The sequence below is a fragment of the Streptomyces sp. NPDC096311 genome (assembly GCF_044763085.1).
GTDB lineage: Bacteria > Actinomycetota > Actinomycetes > Streptomycetales > Streptomycetaceae > Streptomyces.
The window spans coordinates 14902-34163 of sequence record NZ_JBIWFN010000010.1 but is presented as its reverse complement, the minus strand read 5'-3'; the positions used below and the strand labels follow the sequence as shown (position 1 = coordinate 34163).

The 19262-nt window shown below is 70.5% G+C and carries 19 protein-coding genes; 14 read left to right on the top strand and 5 right to left on the bottom strand.

The genetic code is table 11. The features are described 5' to 3' along the window. Positions 1–25: 25 nt before the first annotated feature. Positions 26–412, bottom strand: a complete 387-nt coding sequence (locus tag ACIRA5_RS25155) for a VOC family protein (RefSeq protein WP_403693927.1) — start codon at positions 410–412, stop codon at positions 26–28. A 399-nt stretch (positions 413–811) separates the two neighbouring features. On the opposite strand from ACIRA5_RS25155, the gene ACIRA5_RS25150 reads away from it, so the two are divergent. The 8 genes from ACIRA5_RS25150 to ACIRA5_RS25115 all read left to right on the top strand — a co-directional run bounded on the left by ACIRA5_RS25150 (position 812) and on the right by ACIRA5_RS25115 (position 9801). Further along, positions 812–1027: a hypothetical protein gene (locus ACIRA5_RS25150; protein ID WP_403693926.1), complete on the top strand. Its 216-nt coding sequence runs from the start codon at positions 812–814 to the stop codon at positions 1025–1027. A gap of 614 nt (positions 1028–1641) precedes the next feature. Then, a complete protein-coding gene (locus ACIRA5_RS25145) occupies positions 1642–2055 on the top strand; it encodes a hypothetical protein (protein ID WP_403693924.1) in 414 nt (137 codons plus the stop codon). 304 nt (positions 2056–2359) lie between these two features. Next, on the top strand, positions 2360–4183 hold the full coding sequence (locus tag ACIRA5_RS25140) for a gamma-glutamyltransferase family protein (RefSeq protein ID WP_403693922.1): 1824 nt from the start codon (positions 2360–2362) through the stop codon (positions 4181–4183). 86 nt (positions 4184–4269) lie between these two features. Continuing rightward, positions 4270–5115: an inositol monophosphatase family protein gene (locus ACIRA5_RS25135; RefSeq protein WP_403693920.1), complete on the top strand. Its 846-nt coding sequence runs from the start codon at positions 4270–4272 to the stop codon at positions 5113–5115. A 427-nt stretch (positions 5116–5542) separates the two neighbouring features. Further along, entirely contained in the window at positions 5543–6952 is a 1410-nt protein-coding gene (locus ACIRA5_RS25130) for a phytoene desaturase family protein (protein WP_403693918.1), read from the top strand. 226 nt (positions 6953–7178) lie between these two features. After that, positions 7179–8651 carry a beta-1,6-galactanase gene (locus tag ACIRA5_RS25125; protein WP_403693916.1) on the top strand — a complete coding sequence of 491 codons (1473 nt, stop codon included), beginning with the start codon at positions 7179–7181 and terminating at the stop codon, positions 8649–8651. A gap of 76 nt (positions 8652–8727) precedes the next feature. After that, entirely contained in the window at positions 8728–9237 is a 510-nt protein-coding gene (locus ACIRA5_RS25120; RefSeq protein ID WP_403693915.1) for an O-acetyl-ADP-ribose deacetylase, read from the top strand. A gap of 45 nt (positions 9238–9282) precedes the next feature. Further along, a complete protein-coding gene (locus ACIRA5_RS25115) occupies positions 9283–9801 on the top strand; it encodes an adenylate kinase (protein ID WP_403693913.1) in 519 nt (172 codons plus the stop codon). A 25-nt stretch (positions 9802–9826) separates the two neighbouring features. On the opposite strand, the gene ACIRA5_RS25110 is transcribed toward ACIRA5_RS25115, so the two are convergent. The 3 genes from ACIRA5_RS25110 to ACIRA5_RS25100 all read right to left on the bottom strand — a co-directional run bounded on the left by ACIRA5_RS25110 (position 9827) and on the right by ACIRA5_RS25100 (position 12083). Then, positions 9827–10204 (bottom strand): YybH family protein, encoded by a 378-nt coding sequence (locus ACIRA5_RS25110; RefSeq protein ID WP_403693912.1) that lies wholly within the window; start codon positions 10202–10204, stop codon positions 9827–9829. Positions 10205–10230: 26 nt separating this feature from the next. Next, complete coding sequence (locus ACIRA5_RS25105) at positions 10231–10944, bottom strand: SDR family NAD(P)-dependent oxidoreductase (protein ID WP_403693911.1); 714 nt, start codon at positions 10942–10944, stop codon at positions 10231–10233. A gap of 218 nt (positions 10945–11162) precedes the next feature. Beyond that, complete coding sequence (locus ACIRA5_RS25100) at positions 11163–12083, bottom strand: LysR family transcriptional regulator (RefSeq protein ID WP_403693910.1); 921 nt, start codon at positions 12081–12083, stop codon at positions 11163–11165. A gap of 216 nt (positions 12084–12299) precedes the next feature. Here ACIRA5_RS25100 and ACIRA5_RS25095 point away from each other — a divergent pair, with 216 nt between their 5' ends. Genes ACIRA5_RS25095 through ACIRA5_RS25080 form a run of 4 tightly spaced genes read left to right on the top strand, consistent with a single transcriptional unit; the run spans position 12300 to position 15724 of the window. Next, a complete protein-coding gene (locus tag ACIRA5_RS25095; RefSeq protein ID WP_382246839.1) occupies positions 12300–12602 on the top strand; it encodes a muconolactone Delta-isomerase family protein in 303 nt (100 codons plus the stop codon). A 31-nt stretch (positions 12603–12633) separates the two neighbouring features. Then, positions 12634–13968, top strand: coding sequence for a YbfB/YjiJ family MFS transporter (locus ACIRA5_RS25090; RefSeq protein WP_403693909.1), 1335 nt, complete (start codon positions 12634–12636; stop codon positions 13966–13968). Between the two features lie 19 nt (positions 13969–13987). After that, positions 13988–14602 (top strand): GPP34 family phosphoprotein, encoded by a 615-nt coding sequence (locus ACIRA5_RS25085; RefSeq protein ID WP_403693908.1) that lies wholly within the window; start codon positions 13988–13990, stop codon positions 14600–14602. Between the two features lie 45 nt (positions 14603–14647). Then, positions 14648–15724, top strand: coding sequence for an alpha/beta fold hydrolase (locus ACIRA5_RS25080; RefSeq protein ID WP_403694456.1), 1077 nt, complete (start codon positions 14648–14650; stop codon positions 15722–15724). A 46-nt stretch (positions 15725–15770) separates the two neighbouring features. On the opposite strand, the gene ACIRA5_RS25075 is transcribed toward ACIRA5_RS25080, so the two are convergent. Then, a complete protein-coding gene (locus ACIRA5_RS25075) occupies positions 15771–16391 on the bottom strand; it encodes a TetR/AcrR family transcriptional regulator (RefSeq protein ID WP_403693906.1) in 621 nt (206 codons plus the stop codon). Positions 16392–17278: 887 nt separating this feature from the next. Between ACIRA5_RS25075 and ACIRA5_RS25070 the strand changes: the two genes are divergently transcribed. Both ACIRA5_RS25070 and ACIRA5_RS25065 read left to right on the top strand, forming a co-directional pair. Next, the gene (locus ACIRA5_RS25070; protein ID WP_403693905.1) at positions 17279–18190 is read left to right on the top strand and encodes a polyprenyl synthetase family protein; all 912 of its coding nucleotides are present in this window, start codon (positions 17279–17281) and stop codon (positions 18188–18190) included. A gap of 209 nt (positions 18191–18399) precedes the next feature. Beyond that, positions 18400–19251 (top strand): hypothetical protein, encoded by an 852-nt coding sequence (locus ACIRA5_RS25065; protein ID WP_403693903.1) that lies wholly within the window; start codon positions 18400–18402, stop codon positions 19249–19251. Positions 19252–19262: the final 11 nt, after the last annotated feature.

The following is a 19262-nucleotide window of genomic DNA, read 5'->3' as shown; positions in this document are numbered from 1 at the left end:
GGGCCTCTGGCAGCATCGCTTCTTCTCACTGGTCGCCGGGCGTGGCCCAGGCGACCAGCTGGAGGATGACCCCGTTCGGGTCGGTGACCTGGAAGAGGCGCTCACCCCACGGCTCTTCACGCAGCGGCATGGTGATGGAGACGCCTTCACTCTGCAGTCGCTCGTATGCGGCGTCCAGGTCAGCCACGGTGAACGCGGTGATCACACCCGCGGCGTGCTGGTCCCTGATGCCCTCGGGCAGGACCTCGATGCCGCGCCGCAGAAAGATCACGTTGACGGCGTCCTCGCGGACCAGGGAGGCGAAGCCTTCGGCGGCCATGGCCTCCTGGAAGCCGAAGTGCCTGGTCAGGAATGCGGCGGAGGCGGGGACGTCGTCGACGGTGAGGGAGACAGCGGTGGAAGTGATCTTCATGGCCGAATGATGGCTGTCGGGGTGCTGAGAGCACTCGCCGCAGCGATGGCCGACGGGGACCGTCGGCCATGGCGGGTCAGCCATTCCGGGAAGGAGATGCGAGGCCGTGAGATGACGCCTCTCTGGTTCGACATGGAGTTCCCGAAAGACACCGGAACGAGGCCGCGCAGGACAGCGGGTACCTTCGCGTCCCTGTCGCCGCCCGTGTCCGCGTCCGCGCTCGGGGCTCCCACCAGGACTGATGTGCCGGACGGTGCCGGGAGCCCAGCCGTACCCTCGCTGACCGCTGCGGGCGCACCGACGCTGCCACCGAGCCTCGACCTTGAGCTGCCCGTCCCCGGACCTCCCCAAGACGTCATCGATCCCGGCCCTGACGGACAGCCCACCGTGGACGCACTGGTGACACGCGTTGAGGACCAAGTCCGCAGACTGCACACGGCGTCCTCGGAGATCGGCGACCTCCTGAACAAGCTGGCGGAACAGAGCCGCGCGGCGTCCATCGCCCAGCCCATCGGCCGGCAGCGGTCCGACGTGACCGTGCGTCTGCTCCACCAGACGCTGACCAGACTGCGCAAGCTACCGGAACTCATGGAGGACATGACTGAATCCGTCTGATGTCGCCCCGGTCGGTGCCCAGGTCCGCATGAACGCCCGACACGCGACGACGCTCCCGCGGGCTCTCCGCGTGCTGACGAACGCCGAGAGCCAGGTCTTTGAGTTGCCGGCGGCGAAGTCGGACTTCGCCGCGCTGGTGGTGACGATGATCTCGTTGCTTCCGCTGGCTCCACCGGACCCGCTGTGGGGGGCGGAGGCGGCGGTGGTGCCGGTGGCGGCGAGTAGCAAGGTCGCGGTCGTAGCGATCAGCTTGCTGCTGGTCGATGTCAAGTTGTACCCCCGGTGTTGGTCGTCAGCAACAGGGGCGCACAAGCTCAACTCACCTGACCCCCCGCCGCGTTGGCGCCGTACAAACGCAGGCGGCGCACATGAACAGTTCCGCGGACGACATCATCCGCTCGGTCCGCGACCTTGTCGCGAGTGACGAGGCGGACATCGCGATCGACGACCTCATCAACATGGTCAACTCGTCCCGGTCCTAAGATGTCTGACGGTCCATCTCCTGGTACCGCCGCCGGTTCGACGTGGCTCGAGTTGATTCCGACTCACAAAGATGTGTGAGCTACAGTCCGCGAGCCGCGTACTCAGCGGTACAGCACATCAACGGGAGAGCAATGAATCGGCACATCATGGCCCGCGTCGGTATAGCCGTCACCGCCACCGGGCTGGCACTGGCACTGGGCACGGGAACCTCCTTCGCCGGCGGCAACTACGTCGGCTCGTTCAAGAAGAACGGCAAGTCTGTCGCGACCGTGGTGTTCGAGCCGCGGAACTCCTCCGGGGGACCTCAGTTCACCGACGTGATCGACTCGGCCAAGGACGGGCACTCGATCCGAGCGGTCACCTATGACGCGACCACGGGCAAGCGGCGGAACACCTGTGAGACCAGTTCCGTCAAGGACTGCGAGATCTCGCCCCGGATCGCCAAGGGCCACAAGGTCCGCGTCAAGGTGTACTGGGTCAAGGGCAAGACGGCGACCTACCTCGGCACGGTGACGACTGCCAAGGGCAAGCTGCCGGTCGTCTGACCGAGAGTCTCCGCCCGACGAGAACCGCGGGGGGGGGGGGGGGCCCGCCGGCCCCCCCCCCCCCCCACCCCCCCCCCCCCCCCCGCGGGGCCGCCCCCCCCCCCCCCCCCCCCCCCCCCCCCCCCCCCGCGGACGGGGGCGACAGTTGCCCGCCGGTGGGCGCCGAAGTGAGAGCGCGTCCGATCGGTAGTCTGCTGCCTGATCAGGGCGACCGGAGCCGAGCCGGAACTCCCCGGATTCCTCCCACAGCGAGTCCGGAGGACCGATGGGTACCGGCCGACGCGCGCAAACACCGAGGTGAGAGATGAACTTCACTACTCGACCCACGCTTCAAGGGTCCTTCGGCATGGTGTCCTCCACGCACTGGCTCGCCTCGCAGTCGGCGATGGCCGTCCTGGAGGACGGCGGCAACGCGTACGACGCCGCCGTCGCCGCGGGCTTCGTACTGCACGTGGTCGAGCCGCACCTCAACGGACCCGCCGGCGAGGTCCCGATCATCCTCGCCCCGGCGGGCGGCGAGGTGCGTGTGCTGTGCGGACAGGGCGTCGCGCCCGCCGGAGCGACGATCGCCCACTACAGGGGACTCGGTTTGGATCTCGTACCCGGCACCGGGCCGCTCGCGGCCGCCGTGCCCGGCGCCTTCGACGCATGGATGCTGCTCCTGCGCGACCACGGCACGAGGTCCCTCGCCGACGTCATGAAGTACGCCATCGGATACGCGCAGGACGGGCACCCGCCCGTGGAGCGGGTCGGCGAGACCGTGGAGTCGGTGCGCGCGCTCTTCGAGACGGAGTGGACCTCGTCGGCCGAGGTGTACCTGCCCGGCGGGAAGGCGCCGCGTCCCGGCGAACTGTTCCGTAATCCCGCCCTCGCCGCGACCTGGCGCCGCCTGCTCGCCGAGGTCTGCGGAGAGACCGGCCGCGTGGCGCAGATCGAGGCCGCGCGCCGCGTCTGGCGCTCGGGCTTCATCGCCGAGGCCCTGGTACGGCAGGCCCGGCGGCCCACCATGGACACCAGCGGAAACCGCCACACCGGCACCCTGACAGCCACCGACCTCGCCTCCTGGTCCGCGAGCTACGAGGCGCCCGCGACGTATGACTGGCGCGGCTGGACCCTGTGCAAGGCGGGCCCCTGGAGCCAGGGTCCGGTCCTCCTCCAGCAGCTCGCCCTGCTCCCGCCCCAGCTGCCGCGGTACGGCTCCGCGGAGTACGTCCACCTGCTCGTCGAGGGCTGCAAGCTCGCCATGGCCGACCGGGAGGCCTGGTACGGGGACGCGGCCGAGGTGCCCCTCGACGAGCTGTTGTCGCAGGAGTACAACGCCGAGCGGCGCTCACTCATCGGCTACAAGGCCTCCAGCGAGCTGCGTCCCGGCAGTCCCGGAGGGCGCACCCCGACGATCAGTGACCGCGCGCGCGAGGGCGCCGCCGGGGAGCCGGGCTTCGACGCGCTGGCGGTACCGGGCGCGGGCGAACCCACCGTCGCCAGGACCGCGGGGGAACCCGAGGTGGCCCGGGACGGCAGCACCCGGGGCGACACCTGCCACCTCGACGTCGTCGACCGCTGGGGCAACATGGTCGCGGCCACCCCCAGCGGTGGCTGGCTTCAGTCCAACCCCGTCGTTCCCGAGCTGGGCTTCCCGCTCGGCACCCGGCTCCAGATGGCCTGGCTGGACGAGGGGCTGCCCAATTCCCTCACACCCGGACGCCGTCCCCGTACGACGCTGACACCCTCGCTGGCGCTGCGCGACGGAGTCCCGGTCATGGCGTTCGGAACCCCGGGTGGCGACCAGCAGGACCAGTGGCAGACCCATTTCTTCCTGGCCGTGGCGCTGCGCGCCGAGGTACGCGGCGGGCTCGATCTCCAGGGCGCGATCGACGCCCCGAACTGGCACAACGACAGCTTCCCGAGCTCGTTCTACCCGCGGGGCATGCGGCCAGGCAGCCTCACCGTCGAGTCCCGCACGGACGAGGCGGTCGTCGAGGAGCTGTGCCGTCGCGGCCATGACGTCGAGGTCGCGGAGGCCTGGTCCGAGGGCCGGCTGTGCGCGGTCGCCCGGGATCCGGACACGGGTGTGCTGTCGGCGGCGGCGAACCCGCGGGGGATGCAGGGGTACGCGGTGGGCCGCTGATCAGCAACTCCGGGAATTCACGGCGATTCCACCCGGAGTGCACCGGAGGTGCGGGGATTGTCAGTGGCGCGTGTTGTCATGGAGCCATGATCGAAGACATCGAAACCATCGACGAGTTTCTCGCGCACCGCACGTCCGACGTCGAAGAAGCGATCCGGCAGGCGGCCGCCGCCGAGATCATGCCGCGCTTCAGGCAGCTGACCGCAGATGAGATCGACGAGAAGAGCGGCCCGCACGACCTGGTCACGGACGCCGACCGCAAGGCCGAGGAGTACCTCACCGAGGTGCTCGCCAAGCTGCTGCCCGGCTCGGTCGTGGTCGGCGAGGAGGCGGTCCACGCCAATCCGGCGACGTACGAGGCGATCCAGGGGCAGGCCCCGGTCTGGATCGTCGACCCGGTCGACGGCACCCGCCAGTTCGTCCACGGTGACACCGGTTTCTGCACGCTCGTGGCGCTCGCCGTGGGCGGGGTCGTCCAGGCGTCCTGGACCTATGCCCCGGCCCGCGACCAGCTCGCCGTCGCCGTGCGCGGCCGGGGTGCCCGTCTCGACGGCGAGCTGCTGCGCCCGGGTGCGCCCACGCCCGGCCGTGACCTCGAGATAGCCACCTCCCACCCCGACTACACCACCGACGAGCAGAAGCGGGCTCTCCTCGGCCTGCGCACCGAGGGCGTGCGGCCGCGTCCCTGCGGTTCGGCGGGGCTGGAGTACCTGGCCGTCGCCCGCGGCGAGCTGGACGCGACGGCCTTCTCCTGGGAGGCGGCCTGGGACCACGCGGCGGGCCTGCTCCTCGTGGAGGAGGCGGGCGGCGCCCACCTGACCCTCACGGGCGAACCCTTCCGCATCACGGGAGGCAACACCCTCCCCTTCACGGCGGCCCGCGACGAGACCACGGCCCGACGGGTACGGGGCTTGCTGACCGCCGGCCTCTGACCCCACCGACACGCCGAGCACCCCGGACGACGACCGGGAACGGGCAAGGGCAAGGGCTTCGATGTTCCGATATCGCGCGGCTCGCTGTGCGGCCAGGCGCTTGGAGCCGTCGAGGCGGATGACGGCGCCGTTGAGGTAGCCGCTCTCGACGATGTGCACCGGAGCGCGCCCCTACCTCACACCAGTGGCCTCGTCGGCACAAGGTGAAAGCGGACGGCCTTCTGGTCCCCGGCGGGTCCCGGACCCCGGCGACCTGAGGTCCGGCGGCCCCTCGGCCCAGGCGGCCCCTGAACCGGCGGCCCCAGGCCCCCGTCCGCCGGACGACTCCCCGTCTCCCAACCCCCCGCGCCATCAAGGCTGTCAGTCCCCCGGCATATCCTGATGTCCAGTGGCCGTCGGCTGACAAAGGAGTCCGAAGGTGCCGTCGATGCTCGATGCGGTCGTGGTGGGTGCGGGGCCGAACGGACTGACGGCTGCCGTGGAGCTGGCCCGCCGTGGCTTCTCCGTGGCCGTGTTCGAGGCACGGGACACCGTGGGCGGCGGCGCCCGCACCGAAGAGCTGACGCTCCCCGGCTTCCGGCACGACCCCTGTTCCGCGGCCCACCCCCTCGGGATCAACTCACCCGCCTTCCGAGCGATGCCCCTGGAGCGGTACGGCCTGGAGTGGCTGCACGCGAAGCTCCCGATGGCGCACCCGTTCCCCGACGGCACCGCGGCGGTGCTCGCCCGCTCCGTGGCCGAGACGGCGGCCTCGTTCGGCCCGCGCGACGCCGGTGCGTACCGCAGACTGGTCGCCCCCTTCCTTCCCAAGTGGGACACGCTGGCCCAGGACTTCATGTCCCTGCCACTGACCGCCCTGCCCCGCGACCCGGTGACGCTCGCCCGTTTCGGCCTGGCCGGGCTGCCGCCCTCGACCTGGCTCATGCGGCGCTTCCGAGACGAGCGGGCCCAGGCGCTGTTCGCCGGTCTCGTCGCACACGTCATGGCCCCGCTCGACGGCATCGCCACCGGCGCCGTCGGCCTGGTCTTCGCGCTGGCCGCGCACGCCCGCGGCTGGCCCGTCGCCCGCGGCGGCTCCCAGTCCGTCTCCGACGCGCTCACCGCTTACCTCAAGGATCTCGGCGGCACCGTCCACACCGACTACGAGGTCAAGCGTCTCGACGACCTGCCGCCCGCCCGCGCGTACGTCTTCGACACCTCACCCGCCGCGCTGTCCCGCATCGCGGGCTTCGGGCGGTACTACGAGGACTATCGCTACGGGGCCTCCGTCTTCAAGATCGACTACGCCCTGGACGGCCCCGTCCCCTGGACGGCCGAGGAGGCACGCACCGCCGGGACGGTGCAGGTGGGCGCGAGCCGTGCCGAGATCGCCGGCGCCCTGCGCGCCGCCTCGCGCGAGGGCCGGGCGCCGGACGCCCCCTTCCTGATCACGGTGCAGCCCAGCGTCGTCGATCCCTCCCGGGCCCCGGAGGGCAAGCAGGTCTTCTGGGCGTACGGACATGTTCCGAACGGCTGGACGGGTGACCTCACGGACGCGATCGAGCGGCAGTTGGAGCGGTTCGCACCCGGCTTCCGCGACCGCGTACTGGCCCGCGCCACCGCAGGCCCGCCCGAACTCGCCGCGCGCAACGCCAACTACGTGGGCGGCGACATCGGCTGCGGCGCCGCCTCCGGACTCCAGCTCCTGCTGCGCCCCAAGCTGTCCCTGTTCCCGTACAGCACACCGCACCCGGCCGTCTTCATCTGCTCCTCGGCCACCCCGCCGGGCCCCGGTGTGCACGGCATGTCGGGGCACAACGCGGCGAAGGCCGTATGGCGGCGCCTGCGCCGGCCCTGACCGGAGGATGCCGCCCGTACTGATCAGGTGCGACCACCAGTCCTGATCAGAGGCGGTCGCAAGTCCTGACCGGAGGCGGTCGCAAGTCCTGACCGGAGGCGGCGCGAGCCGTCACATCCGTGCCTCGGTTCACAGGAAGAAAGCGCTGTCACGCGTCTCGACAACGTCCCGCCCCGGCCCGATCATGCGAGAGGGCCGTGGCATGACCGTGACAGGAGACTTCCACATGATCAAGCGCAGATCGGTGCTGGCCGCGGCGGGTGGTGCGCTGCTCGGCAGTGCGCTGGCCACGGGCACCGCTCGGGCCGACGCGACCATCGGGGTCAACCCGGGTACGACGTACGGCAGTTGGGAGGGCTGGGGCACCTCCCTCGCCTGGTGGGCCAATGTGTTCGGCGCCCGGGACGACTTCGCCGACATCTTCTTCACCACCAAGTCCGTGGCGTACGGCGGCAAGACGCTGCCGGGCCTCGGCCTCAACATCGCCCGTTACAACCTGGGCGCGTGCAGTGGGAACACCGTGAGCGGCGCGAGCATGGTCGCCTCCGCCAACATCCCCGCGTTCAAGCAGATCGAGGGGTACTGGCAGGACTGGAACAACGAGGACCCCACCTCCTCCGCCTGGGACTGGACGGCCGACGCCAACCAGCGGGCGGCCCTGGTCAAGGCGACCCAACGCGGCGCCGTCAGCGAGCTGTTCGCCAACTCGCCGATGTGGTGGATGTGCCTCAACCACAACCCGTCCGGCGCGTCCGACGGCGGCAACAACCTCCAGTCCTGGAACTACCGTCAGCACGCCTCCCACCTGGCCGCGGTGGCGCTCTACGCGAAGAACAACTGGGGTGTGAGCTTCAGCTCCGTCGACGCGTTCAACGAGCCCTCCTCCAATTGGTGGACGGCGACGGGCACCCAGGAGGGCTGCCACATGGACGCCACCGTCCAGGCGGCCGTCCTCCCGTATCTGCGCAGCGAACTCGACAAGCGCGGTCTGACCGGCACCCTGGTCTCCGCGTCCGACGAGACGAACTACGACCTGGCCCGCACGACCTGGAACTCCTTCAGCTCGACCACGAAAGCCCAGGTCAACCGGGTCAACGTACACGGGTACCAGGGCTCCGGCGGTCGCCGTGACCTCCTCTACACCGACGTCGTCACCACGGCGGGCAAGCGGCTGTGGAACTCCGAGACGGGCGACTCCGACGCCACCGGCCTCACCCTGGCGAGCAACCTCTGCCTGGACTTCCGCTGGCTGCACCCGACCGCGTGGGTCTACTGGCAGGTGATGGACCCCAGCACCGGCTGGGCGATGATCGCCTACGACCAGAGCACCCTCCAGCCGACGACCGTCCAGACCAAGTACTACGTGATGGCCCAGTTCAGCCGGCACATCCGCCCCGGCATGACCATCATCGACACCGGTGTCGGATACGCGGCAGCGGCGTACGACGCGAGCGCGAAGCGCCTGGTCATCGTGGCCGTCAACTCCGGCGCCGCACAGAACCTCACCTTCGACCTGTCCAAGTTCAGCCAGGTCAGCGGGGGCAGCGGTGGACTCGTACGACGCTGGAACACCGTCACCTCCGGCAGCGGCGACCTCTACACCGCCCACTCGGACACCTATCTGAGCGGCAAGACGCTGACCGCGGCCTTCTCCGCCGCGTCCGTGCAGACCTTCGAGATCGACGGAGTGGTCGTCTGACCGTCGGATGTCGCGTGGCGGCCGGAGCGCGATGCGGCGAGGATCGAAGACCGCATACGAGGAGGCCGAGGCCGTCATGACCGCCATCACCCTGGTCCAGGGAGACATCACCCGTCAGAGCGCCGACGCGATCGTCAACGCGGCGAACTCGTCGCTGCTCGGCGGGGGAGGCGTGGACGGGGCCATCCACCGACGTGGCGGCCCCGCCATCCTCGCCGACTGCCGCAGGCTCCGCGCCTCGCACTACGGCAAGGGGCTGCCCACGGGCCGGGCGGTCGCCACCACCGCGGGCGAGCTGGACGCGCGGTGGGTGATCCACACGGTCGGCCCGGTCTTCAGCCGTGAGGAGGACCGCTCGGAACTCCTCGCCTCCTGCTACCGGGAGTCGCTGAAGGTGGCCGACGAACTCGGCGCCCGCACGGTCGCCTTCCCGGCCGTCTCCGCCGGTATCTACGGGTGGCCGATGGACGACGCCGCCCGGATCGCGGTGGAGACGGTACGGGCCACGCGGACGGCCGTCGAGGAGGTCACGTTCGTCCTCTTCGACGACCCGGCGTACGAGGCGTTCTCCGCGCAGGTCCGCTGACCGGGCCTTTCTCGCGGACGGGTCCCGCTCGGTTAGGGTGCGGGGATGCGACGGATCTTGGTGGTGGGCAGTACCGGTGCGGGTAAGTCCACGCTGGCCCGGGGCCTGAGCGGTCGCCTCGGCCTGCCCTACCACGAGCTGGACGCGCTCTACTTCACCGGCGCCGGGTGGGCCGTGAACGAGAAGCTGCGCGAGGACGTACTGCGGATCACGGCCGAACCCCGCTGGGTCATCGACTCCCTCGGTTATCCGGAGGTCCGTGACCTGATGTGGGACCGGGCCGACACGGTGATATGGCTGGACTATCCCAAACGAGTCGTCCTGCCCCGCGTCCTGCGCCGTTCCGTTCGCCGCACCGTCACACGCGAGCCGCTGTTCGGTGGCAACAGGGAGACCTGGACCGGCTGGCTGAGCCGGGAACACCCCCTCTGGTGGGCCTGGTCCCAGCACGCGAACCGGCGCCGCGAGATCACCCGCCGCACCGGCGACCCGCGCTTCGCGCCCCTCGACACCCTTCGTTTCGGCCGCCCCGGCGACACCGCGGGCTGGGTGAAGTCCCTGTAGGTGACGTCCCTGTAAGGGAGCCGGACTACTCGAGCCGTGACACCTGGTAGTGGCTGATGTACCAGGTCTCCCCCACGCGTCGCACCAGTACGCCGAGTTTGACGTCGAGGGTGGGGCGGTCGGTGAAGGAGAAGTCGACGCTCAGATAACCGAGTACGAGGTCGTCGGTGAGGCGTCTGGTCTCGAGAATCCGGTACGCGGCGGCCATGCCGACGGGCTGGGAGGCGTAGTAGGCCGCGACCCCCGGCCTTCCGACGCTGTAGGGGTGCAGCCCCTGGAAGATCGCGTCCTCGGTGAACCGGGCGGCGACCTGCTCCGGTTCGTGCCCGTCGACGGCGGCCTTCCACTGGTCGAGGACGCCGCGCAGGATCGCTTCCGTGTCGCTGTCCGTCGTGCTGTTCATCGGGATTCTCCCCTTGTCGTGTTCCGTCAGTGGCCGGCGCTCATGCCGCCGTCGACGTGGAGGATCTCGCCGGTGACGAACGGGGCGTTCTCCAGGTAGATCACGGCGTCGACGATGTCGCTCGTCTCGCCCATCCGGCCGACCGGGTGCAGCCCGGCGAGGGCCTCGTGGGTCTCCTCGGCGTGCATCGGGGTCTTTATGGTGCCCGGCGAGACGGCGTTGGCGCGGATGCCGCGTGTGGCGTACTCGATGGCGAGGGACTTGGTGGCGGACTGGAGGCCGCCCTTGGTCAACGAGGCGAGTACGGAGGGCACGTTGGAGTCGGCGTTGTCGACCAGGCTGGTGGTGACGTTGACGATGTGGCCGCCGCCCTGGGCGAGCATGTGCTCGACGGCCAGCTGGGTGATGCGGAAGAAGCCGTCGAGGTTCACGCCGGTCACCGTGGCGTAGTCGTCCTGGGTGTAGTCGCCGAAGGGCTTGGCGATGAAGACGCCCGCGTTGTTGACCAGGGTGTCGATACGGCCGAACCGCTCGACGCCTGCCGCGATGACGCGTTCGGCGGTGGCGGGGTCGGCGATGTCACCCTGGACGGTCACGACGCCCGCGTCGTCGGCGGGGGCGATCGTGCGCGAGGTGGCGACGACGGCGTACCCGAGCTTGCGGTAGGCCTCGACGAGGCCCGCGCCGATGCCCTGCGAGGCTCCGGTGACGACGGCGACCTTCTGGTTCTGAGAGCTCATGCTGATCTTCTCCGGGTTCCGTGATTCCGTGATTCCGTGATGAAGCGGGGGCTTCTTGACGGGTCGCCGATCTCGCCAGCTACTAGCCGACCGGTCGACTATCTGAAGCTAGGCGGGGTGGAGTGGAGAAGTCAAAGGTCAACAAGGGTCTGGGCAGGACCGAATTCGTCCCTGCTGGTAGGCGCGGCCTCCCAGTCCAGGTCAGTGGGCCGGTGGCCCTACCGGTGCGGATCCCCGTCAGGCAGCCAGGCGCCCGGGGCGCGGATGCCGAGGTCGCCCACGCCGTCGCAGAGGGCGTCGACGACCGCGAGGACGGCCGGGCGGTCCTCGTTCTCGCGCCAGACCAGCGACCAGGTCCAGTAGATCTCCGGTGCGGTGACCGGGCGCTGGACCAGATCGGGCGGCAGCGGGGAAGTCTGACCCTTGGGGGAGTTGATCACCGGGCGACGGCAGCGACGGACGTGTTCGAAGAACGCCGGTCCGGTGATGCCGCCGTTGGAGATGCGTACCGCGCGGGCCCCGGTGTCCTGGGCCAGCTCTTCGGCGTAGACGTTCCAGGACGACCAGGAGGTGGTGTCGTCGTCGAGGAGGACGGCGGTGTCCCGGGCGGCCACGTCGCCCGTGTCGTCACCGCCTGCGACGGCGTAGAGCCGGTCGGCGCCGATGAGCCGGGCGCGTAGGCCGCGTTCTTCCAGGTCCTCGGTCCGCACCCAGCACACCGCGAGGTCCAGACCGCCCGCGGCGACCCGGGCGGCCTGGGTGTGCGAGGGCGCGACCCATGCGTCGAGGTGGAGTTGGGCCACGGTGGCGGTGCGGGCGGTGAGGTCCGACGGGAGCCAGTTGACGTAGCCGAGCCGCACCGGTTCCGATCCGGACAGTCGGCCGGCTCGCCGCTGGAGGTCGTCGGCCCGCTCGAGCAGGGCGCGGGTGTGGGGGAGCAGGGCCGAGCCGGCCGCGGTGAGGGACACCGAGCGACGATCGCGATCGAACAACCGTACGCCAAGGTCGCGTTCGAGCGCCTTGATCTGCTGGGACAGGGAAGGGCCCGCGATCAGCAGACGCTCGGCGGCCCGGCCGAAGTTCAGCTCCTCGGCGACGGCGACGAAATACCGCAGTTGGCGCAACTCCACGCTGGTCATGCTACGTCGGTGCGAGGCCGCGCCTCTCAGCAAGGAGGAAGCCTGTCGTGGCATCGCCCCGGTGACAGGCGGACGATGGAGCCCATGGAAGCCCGACCGAGGGCGGCACGGCGGGACATCTGACGGCGGATGACCTCTGCGCTCCTCCGGCCGGCCACCATCAGCCCACGCGGCGTTCCGGTGCCCGCCGGACGTCCCATCGAGCGGAGCAGGACCATGCGAGAGTTCCTGGTCGAGATCACCACCACGATCCCCGAGGGCACCCCTCAGGACGAGGTCGACCGGCGGCGCGCCGCCGAGGCCGTCCGTGCCCGGGAACTGGCCGCCACCGGCAACCTGGCACGGCTGTGGCGCCCGGTCGGCGAACTGCGCAGTATCGGCATCTGGTGTGCTGGTGACGAGGACGAACTCCACGAGAAGGTGCTCGGCACACTGCCACTGCGCCCGTGGATGAGCCTCACCGTCACCGCGCTCGAGTCCCACCCGAACGACCCGGGCCGGACGGACGCCGCGCGGTGACGGCGGGGACCGGTGCGGCATGGACTTCGTCATGAGCGTACGAGCCCTGCGCGCCTCCCCGGCCCGGAGTGCCGGCGCGCCGCACTCGCCCTGGCGCCACGTGGCCCAGGCCGCCGCGGCACTCGCCGCGGGCATGGGGGTCGGCCGGTTCGTCTACACCCCGATCCTCCCGCTGATGCACGCCGGGGCGGGGCTGTCCGCGGGCGCCGGCGCGAACCTGGCCACCGCCAACTACATCGGCTATCTGCTCGGCGCGCTCGTCGGCATCCTGGCCCCCGCGGTGGTCCGCTCGCGGGCCCTGTTGCGCGCCTCCCTCGTCGTGCTGACCGGCACCCTGGCCGCGATGCCCGCCACCCACGACACCGCCGAGTGGTTCGCGCTGCGGCTGCTGGCCGGGGTCGCCAGCGCTCTGATCTTCGTCATCGCGGTCAGCTCGCTCCTCAGCCACCTGCGGGAGTACCCGGCTCATCTGCCCGGATGGGCGTTCGGCGGGGTCGGCGCCGGCATCGCCCTGTCGGGTCTGCTCGTCCTGGTACTGCGCCCCGTCGCCGACTGGCGGGCCGCCTGGTGGGCCTCGGCCGCACTCGCCGCGCTCCTCGCCGCCGCCTCGTGGAACCTCCGCCCCGAAGCGCCTCCTACGACAACGCAGGCCACGCAGGCCACGGTGACTATGCAGGTCACGCAGGCCACCCAAGCCACGCAGGCCACCACAGGCACTGCGGCCACCGCGGATTCCAGCCGCGGGCCGCGCACGCACCGCTGGTTCACCGCCCTGTTCGCCTCCTACACGCTGGAAGGCATCGGCTACATCATCGCGGGTACGTTCCTGGTCGCCGCGATCGAGCAGAGCTCCCCGGGACCGCTCGGTGGCGGCGCCTGGGTGCTGGTCGGGCTGGCCGCCGTGCCCTCCTCCGCGCTGTGGGCCCGGCTCGGGCACCGTTGGTCCCGCCCCGACCTGCTGCTGGCCGCGCTCGTCGTCCAGGCGGTGGGCATCGCGCTGCCCGCCCTGATCGGCGGAGCACCGGCCGCCCTGGTCTCCGCGGTGCTGTTCGGCGCGACGTTCATCGGGGTCAGCACCCTCGCTCTCGCCACCGGGGCCCACCTGGAGTTCCCCCGCTCCGTCGCGCTCCTGACCGCCGGATACTCCGTCGGCCAGATCCTCGGCCCGCTGGTGGCCGCGCCCCTGCTCCACCACGGCTATCAGCAGGCACTGGTCCTGGCCGCTTCCGTGGTTCTCGTGGCGGCCGCGGCCGCCGCCGTGCTGCGCATCGGCTTCCCGCACCACATGGTGGTAGTGCGAGCTACCGCCCCGGTACGACAGCCCGCACCGACGGAATCCGCCGCGGACGCGGGCAGCCACCGATGACTCAGACGTGGAGTCCGTCATGACCACACCGCGGGACCTGCTGATGATCGCCATGGACGTCCCGTCCAGCCGGCCCGTCGAGCAGGGCGACCTGTCGCTGGCCCTCGCGGGAGCCGAACTGGTCGACCTCATCGAGGCCCAGGCCATCACGCTGGAGGACGACGACCGCATCGTGCCCGGCGCGCAGTGGACCATGGGCGACCGTCTGTTGGACGGGGCCGTGGCGTCGCTGGTCCGGGAGAGGCCGTACGAGTCCGTGGACGACTGGCTCTGGCGCCGGGGCCGTGGGCTGTCCGCGGCCTATCGCGCGGACCTGGAGGCGGAGGGACGGCTCACCAGGCCGCGCCACCGCTGGATTCCCTTCGGCGGCCGTACGGAAGCGGCCGACTCGCCGGACCGCAGCCACGCGGACGAACGCTGGACCGCGGGCGAGCCCATCCTCACCGTCCTCGCGGCCGCCGTGGGGATCCACGACGAGTCGACCGAGGAGGCCGCGGGTCTCGTCGACGACTCGGTCCTGACCGTACTGGCCGCCGTCAACGGCGCGGTGACGGAACTGGAAGCGGTACGGCAACGGCGAAGCATCGAGGACGCGGCCTTCGACAACATCTGGCGAGGCGGCGACGGCACATGACGTCATTCACGCGTCATTCACGAAGTCATTCATGACGTGTCGGTCTTGTCGATTCCCTCAATCTCCACGCACCGGTCAAGAAAGGTGAATGTCATAGACAGGCGCACGTTTTCCCGGATTCTCACCGTCGGAACCGCCGGAGCCTCGCTGCCGACGCTCCCGGCGATATCGGCCTCCGCCTCGGCTTCTCCGTCGGGCCGCGCGTCCGAGTCCGGAAGGCACACCTCTTTCGGTCGGCTGAAGCAGATCCGTGCCGGAGAGCTGGACATGGGATATGCGGAGGCCGGCCCCGCGCACGGCCCCGCGGTCGTCCTGCTGCACGGCTGGCCCTACGACATTCACAGCTATGTCGATGTGGCTCCCCGGCTCGCCGCGGCGGGCTACCGGGTGATCGTGCCCTACCTGCGCGGTCACGGCACCACACGGTTCCGCTCGGACAAGACGTTCCGCAACGCCCAGCAGTCGGTGATCGCGCTCGACATCATCGCGCTCATGGACGCGCTGAAGATCGAGAAGGCGATCCTCGCCGGCTTCGACTGGGGAGCGCGGACGGCCGACATCATCGCGGTGCTCTGGCCGGAGCGCTGCAGGGCCCTGGTCTCCGTGAGCGGATATCTCATCACCAACCGTGAACGCAACAAGGCGCCGCTGCCGCCGCAGGCCGAGTGGGCGTGGTGGTATCAGTACTATTTCGCCACCGAAAGGGGGCGGCTCGGCCTCGCGCAGTACAAGCACGATTTCGCGAAACTCATCTGGAAGAACGTCTCCCCGACATGGCACTTCGATGACGCCACATTCGACCGGACCGCGACCGCCTTCGACAATCCGGACTGGGTTCCCATCGTGATCCACAACTACCGGTGGCGACTGAGTCTGGCCAAGGGTGACCCGCGATTCGATCGTCTGGAAAAGCGACTTGCCGAGAGTCCCGCCATCTCGCTGCCGACGATCGCCCTTGACGGCGAGCTGGATCCCTTCACGCCGCCGGGAAACGGTGCCTCTTATCGCGAGCGTTTCACGGGCGCGTACGACCACCGGACGCTGAAGGGCATCGGTCACAACGTGCCGCAGGAAGCACCCGAGGCATTCGCCGCGGCGGTCGTCGACGTCAACGCCCTCTGAAATCCTCTGAACCCTCTGAACCCTCTGAACAGTGTCGTGGTGGGCGTCAGGCGCCCGCCACGGCCTCCTGCGGGGCGCGGGCACCGAGCAGGGCCAGGCAGTTCGCCCACAGGGGGCTGAGCCGGCGGGTGTTGTTGTAGAGCTTGGCGAACAGCACCTGCCCCTCCAACTGGGCGACCACCGCCCGTGCCGCTTCCCGGCTGTCGAGGGTGGTGACCTCCTCGCGCTCACGAGCCTCGGTGATGACCGACTCGACCATCTCGACCTGCGCGTCGAAGATCTCCTGCAGGCGGGTGCGGATGGGCTCGGTGTGGTTGCTCATCTCCAGGCTGAGGTTCCCGAACAGGCAGCCGGACACGGTGCCGCAGCTCTGCTGGCCGGCGCGCTGGCTGGCCTCCGTCTCCTCGAAGAGCCGGTACAGCCGCCGCAGGGGTTCCTCGTCGCTGTTCAGGACGCGTGCCCAGGCGCTTTTCTGGGCGTCCCAGTGTTCGTCGAGCACGGCCAGGGCGAGGGCTTCCTTGGACGCGAAGAAGTAGTAGAAGCTGCCCTTGGGCACGCCGGCCGCCTTGCAGATCTCGGCCACCCCCAGCGCCGAGTAACCGCGCAGCTCGATGAGTGACTGCGCGGCGCTGAGGATCTTTTCCCTGGCGTCGCTGGTTCGTCCCATGACGTAATTGTACGACCGGTCGACTATCTCTGACTTTGGTCGCGTCCGTGCGGTGAAACCGTCTGATCGGGTGGTGTGGGAGCACGAGCTCCCGCAGCGGGCGGGGGCGTGCCCCCACGGGATGCGCGTGAGCCGTTCCGGCGAGGTGGCGGGTCTGCTGAGGTGGGTCCATCGCCACGCTTATGCAAGCGGGTGACGGGGGAGCCTCCATGACCGAACCACCCAACGAGGACGCCCCACCCACCGCCGAACCTTGCCCTGAGGCCCGGCCCCAGATCCGGCCCGAGGCGCAGCCTGAGGTGGGGCCTGAGGCCCGGTCCGAGGTGCGGCCCCGGGCCCGGTCCGACGTGCGGCCCGACGCCTGGTCCGAGGTGCGGCCCGAAGTTCAGTCCCAGGCCCGGCCCGAAGCCCGACCCGAGGGGCAGACCAATAGCCGACGCGGACCCCAGCGTCATGCCAAGCCTCAACCCGGTTCCGGGAATCAGCCCAGTCCCCGTCCCGGTCCCGGGGCTCAGCCGAAGCCTCGACTCGCCCCCGGGGCTGAGCCCAGTCCCCACCCTGGCTCCCGACTCCAGCCCAGGCCTGAGCCCCACTGCAGGCCTGTGCCCGACCCCAGCCCCAGCCCAAACCCTGCGCCCAGCCCCAGCCCCAGCCCTGTGCCCAGCCCCAGCCCCAACCCTGTGCCCAACCCTGTGCCCGACCCCAGCCCCAGTCCCAGTCCCAGTCCCAGCCTCAACCCCAGCCCCAACCCGCGCCCCGGTCCCGGTCCCGACCCCGGCCCCGTGCCCCACCGTCCGCCCGGACCCCCGCCCGATCCCCCCTCGCCCCGCGTCGAGTTCGGGGAGCTTCTGGAGGCGGAGTTTGTGCGGCGGTGGCCGGGGCGTTCGGTGGGGCTGGATGCCGTGCACCGGTACGCGATGATCCCGCCGGGCAAGCTCCTGCGACCCTCGCTGGTGCTGCACGCGGCGCTCACGGTGGGTGGGGAGCTGGGCGCGGTGCTGCCCGCCGCGGTCGGTATCGAGGGGGCGCACGTCGGCAGCCTCCTGCACGACGACATCATCGACCGCGACACCCAGCGGCGCGGCCGCGCGGCCGTCCACACGGAGTTCGGACCCGCCCAGGCCGTCGTCGCGGGCAACGCCCTGTTCTTCTCCTGGTTCGCGGCGCTCTCCGAGTGCCGTCGCCTGGGGGTGCCCGCCGAGCGTGTCGAGCGCGCCATGGCGGCGCAGGCCGAGGCCGGGGTGGCGATCTGCCGGGGCGCGTTCGACGAACTGGCGATGCGTGGCGACCTGGAACCGGGCGTCGGCGCGTACGTGGCGATGGCCCGGGCGAAGACCGCCGTGCTGCTGGCGGCCGCCTGCCGCGTGGGCGCGATTCTCGGCGGTGGTGACGCCCCGACGACGGAACTGCTCGGCGACTTCGGCGACCACCTCGGGATCTGCTTCCAGATCCGCGACGACGTGCTGCCGTACGACCCGATCGCCGCGCGCACCATGGGCAAGCCCGCCGACAGCGACGTCCGTAACCGCCGCCCCACTCTGCCCGTGCTGATCGCCCACCGTCGCGCGGACCCCAAGAGCCGCGCGGCGCTGCGTCATGCCCTGCTGGACGAGACCGAACCGGAGCTCGCCCTGTGCCGGATCCGCGCCGTGCTGGAGCGGACCGGAGCCCTGGACACCGCGCACGCGATGGCCGACGACTACGCCCGCAGGGCCCGCGAACTCCTCACCCGACTGCCCGCCACCGCCCACGTCGCCCACGTCCGCGCCCTGGCACTCCTCACCCGGCCGGCGCACTGAGCCGTAGCGGCTCATCCAGGCACCTGTGAGGGGTGCCTGCGCGGGACGACCTCCCGGAGGCGTGATCGCGCGTTCAGGATGTGTTCAGGCTGCGACTGCCACGTTGATCGGCGCGGCGCGCGGGCATGCGCAACACTGAGCCAACGGACACGCGGCCTCCTTCGGCCGTGGCCCTGGGGGGACGTCGATGCACCCCCCAGGAGCGAACGTTGGACAAGACGGACCTTGCCGCCGACCCCCAAGTCGCCGGCCCCGGCGCCTCCGTGATGAAGAAGCTGCCAGAGGTGACCCTGGCCTTCTGGATCATGAAGATCGCCGCGACGACACTCGGCGAGACCGCGGGCGACCTCTTCGCGCAGACCCTCAAGCTGGGCTACTTCCTCACCACGATCCTGCTGTTCCTGATCTTCGTGGTCACGCTGGTCGTGCAGCTCAGGTCGCGCCGGTACAACCCCTTCTTCTACTGGACGGTGATCCTTTCCACCAGCATGGCGGGCACCACGATGTCCGACTTCATGAACCGTGACGCCAGCGCCAAGTACCTCTCCGACGGGGCCACCTCGCTGGGTTGGGGTCCGCAGGGCCTGGGCCTCGGGTACCCCGTGGGCGCCGCGATCCTGATCTCGCTGCTGGTCGTGATCTTCACCGTCTGGAAGTTCACCGGGATGACGTTCGTCATCCGCGACATCGTGACCTTCCGGGCCGAGGCCCTCTTCTGGTCGGCGATCCTCGTGTCGAACACCCTCGGCACCTCGATGGGCGACTTCCTGTCGGACAGCTCCGGGCTCGGTTACGCGGGCGGCGCGCTGCTCGTCACCGAGCTGCTCGCGGTCCTCGTCGTGCTGATGCGCGTCCCCGCGGTGCCGAACGTGCTGCTGTTCTGGATCGCCTTCGTCCTCACCCGTCCGCTCGGCGCGACCGCGGGCGACTTCCTCACCAAGCCGACCGCCAAGGGCGGGCTCGACCTCGGTACGGCGGGTTCGTCGGCCGTGCTGTTCGCGGTGCTCGTCGGTCTCATGGGCTACGCCCACCTGCGGGAGCGCAGGACGCTCGCCACCTGAGACCGGCGAGC

Coding starts and splice junctions, on each gene's coding strand:
- ACIRA5_RS25155 (WP_403693927.1), bottom strand. CDS start 412: ATGAAGATCACTTCCACCGCTGTCTCCCTCACCGTCGACGACGTCCCC.
- ACIRA5_RS25145 (WP_403693924.1), top strand. CDS start 1,642: ATGAATCGGCACATCATGGCCCGCGTCGGTATAGCCGTCACCGCCACC.
- ACIRA5_RS25140 (WP_403693922.1), top strand. CDS start 2,360: ATGAACTTCACTACTCGACCCACGCTTCAAGGGTCCTTCGGCATGGTG.
- ACIRA5_RS25135 (WP_403693920.1), top strand. CDS start 4,270: ATGATCGAAGACATCGAAACCATCGACGAGTTTCTCGCGCACCGCACG.
- ACIRA5_RS25130 (WP_403693918.1), top strand. CDS start 5,543: ATGCTCGATGCGGTCGTGGTGGGTGCGGGGCCGAACGGACTGACGGCT.
- ACIRA5_RS25125 (WP_403693916.1), top strand. CDS start 7,179: ATGATCAAGCGCAGATCGGTGCTGGCCGCGGCGGGTGGTGCGCTGCTC.
- ACIRA5_RS25120 (WP_403693915.1), top strand. CDS start 8,728: ATGACCGCCATCACCCTGGTCCAGGGAGACATCACCCGTCAGAGCGCC.
- ACIRA5_RS25115 (WP_403693913.1), top strand. CDS start 9,283: ATGCGACGGATCTTGGTGGTGGGCAGTACCGGTGCGGGTAAGTCCACG.
- ACIRA5_RS25110 (WP_403693912.1), bottom strand. CDS start 10,204: ATGAACAGCACGACGGACAGCGACACGGAAGCGATCCTGCGCGGCGTC.
- ACIRA5_RS25105 (WP_403693911.1), bottom strand. CDS start 10,944: ATGAGCTCTCAGAACCAGAAGGTCGCCGTCGTCACCGGAGCCTCGCAG.
- ACIRA5_RS25100 (WP_403693910.1), bottom strand. CDS start 12,083: ATGACCAGCGTGGAGTTGCGCCAACTGCGGTATTTCGTCGCCGTCGCC.
- ACIRA5_RS25095 (WP_382246839.1), top strand. CDS start 12,300: ATGCGAGAGTTCCTGGTCGAGATCACCACCACGATCCCCGAGGGCACC.
- ACIRA5_RS25090 (WP_403693909.1), top strand. CDS start 12,634: ATGAGCGTACGAGCCCTGCGCGCCTCCCCGGCCCGGAGTGCCGGCGCG.
- ACIRA5_RS25085 (WP_403693908.1), top strand. CDS start 13,988: ATGACCACACCGCGGGACCTGCTGATGATCGCCATGGACGTCCCGTCC.
- ACIRA5_RS25075 (WP_403693906.1), bottom strand. CDS start 16,391: ATGGGACGAACCAGCGACGCCAGGGAAAAGATCCTCAGCGCCGCGCAG.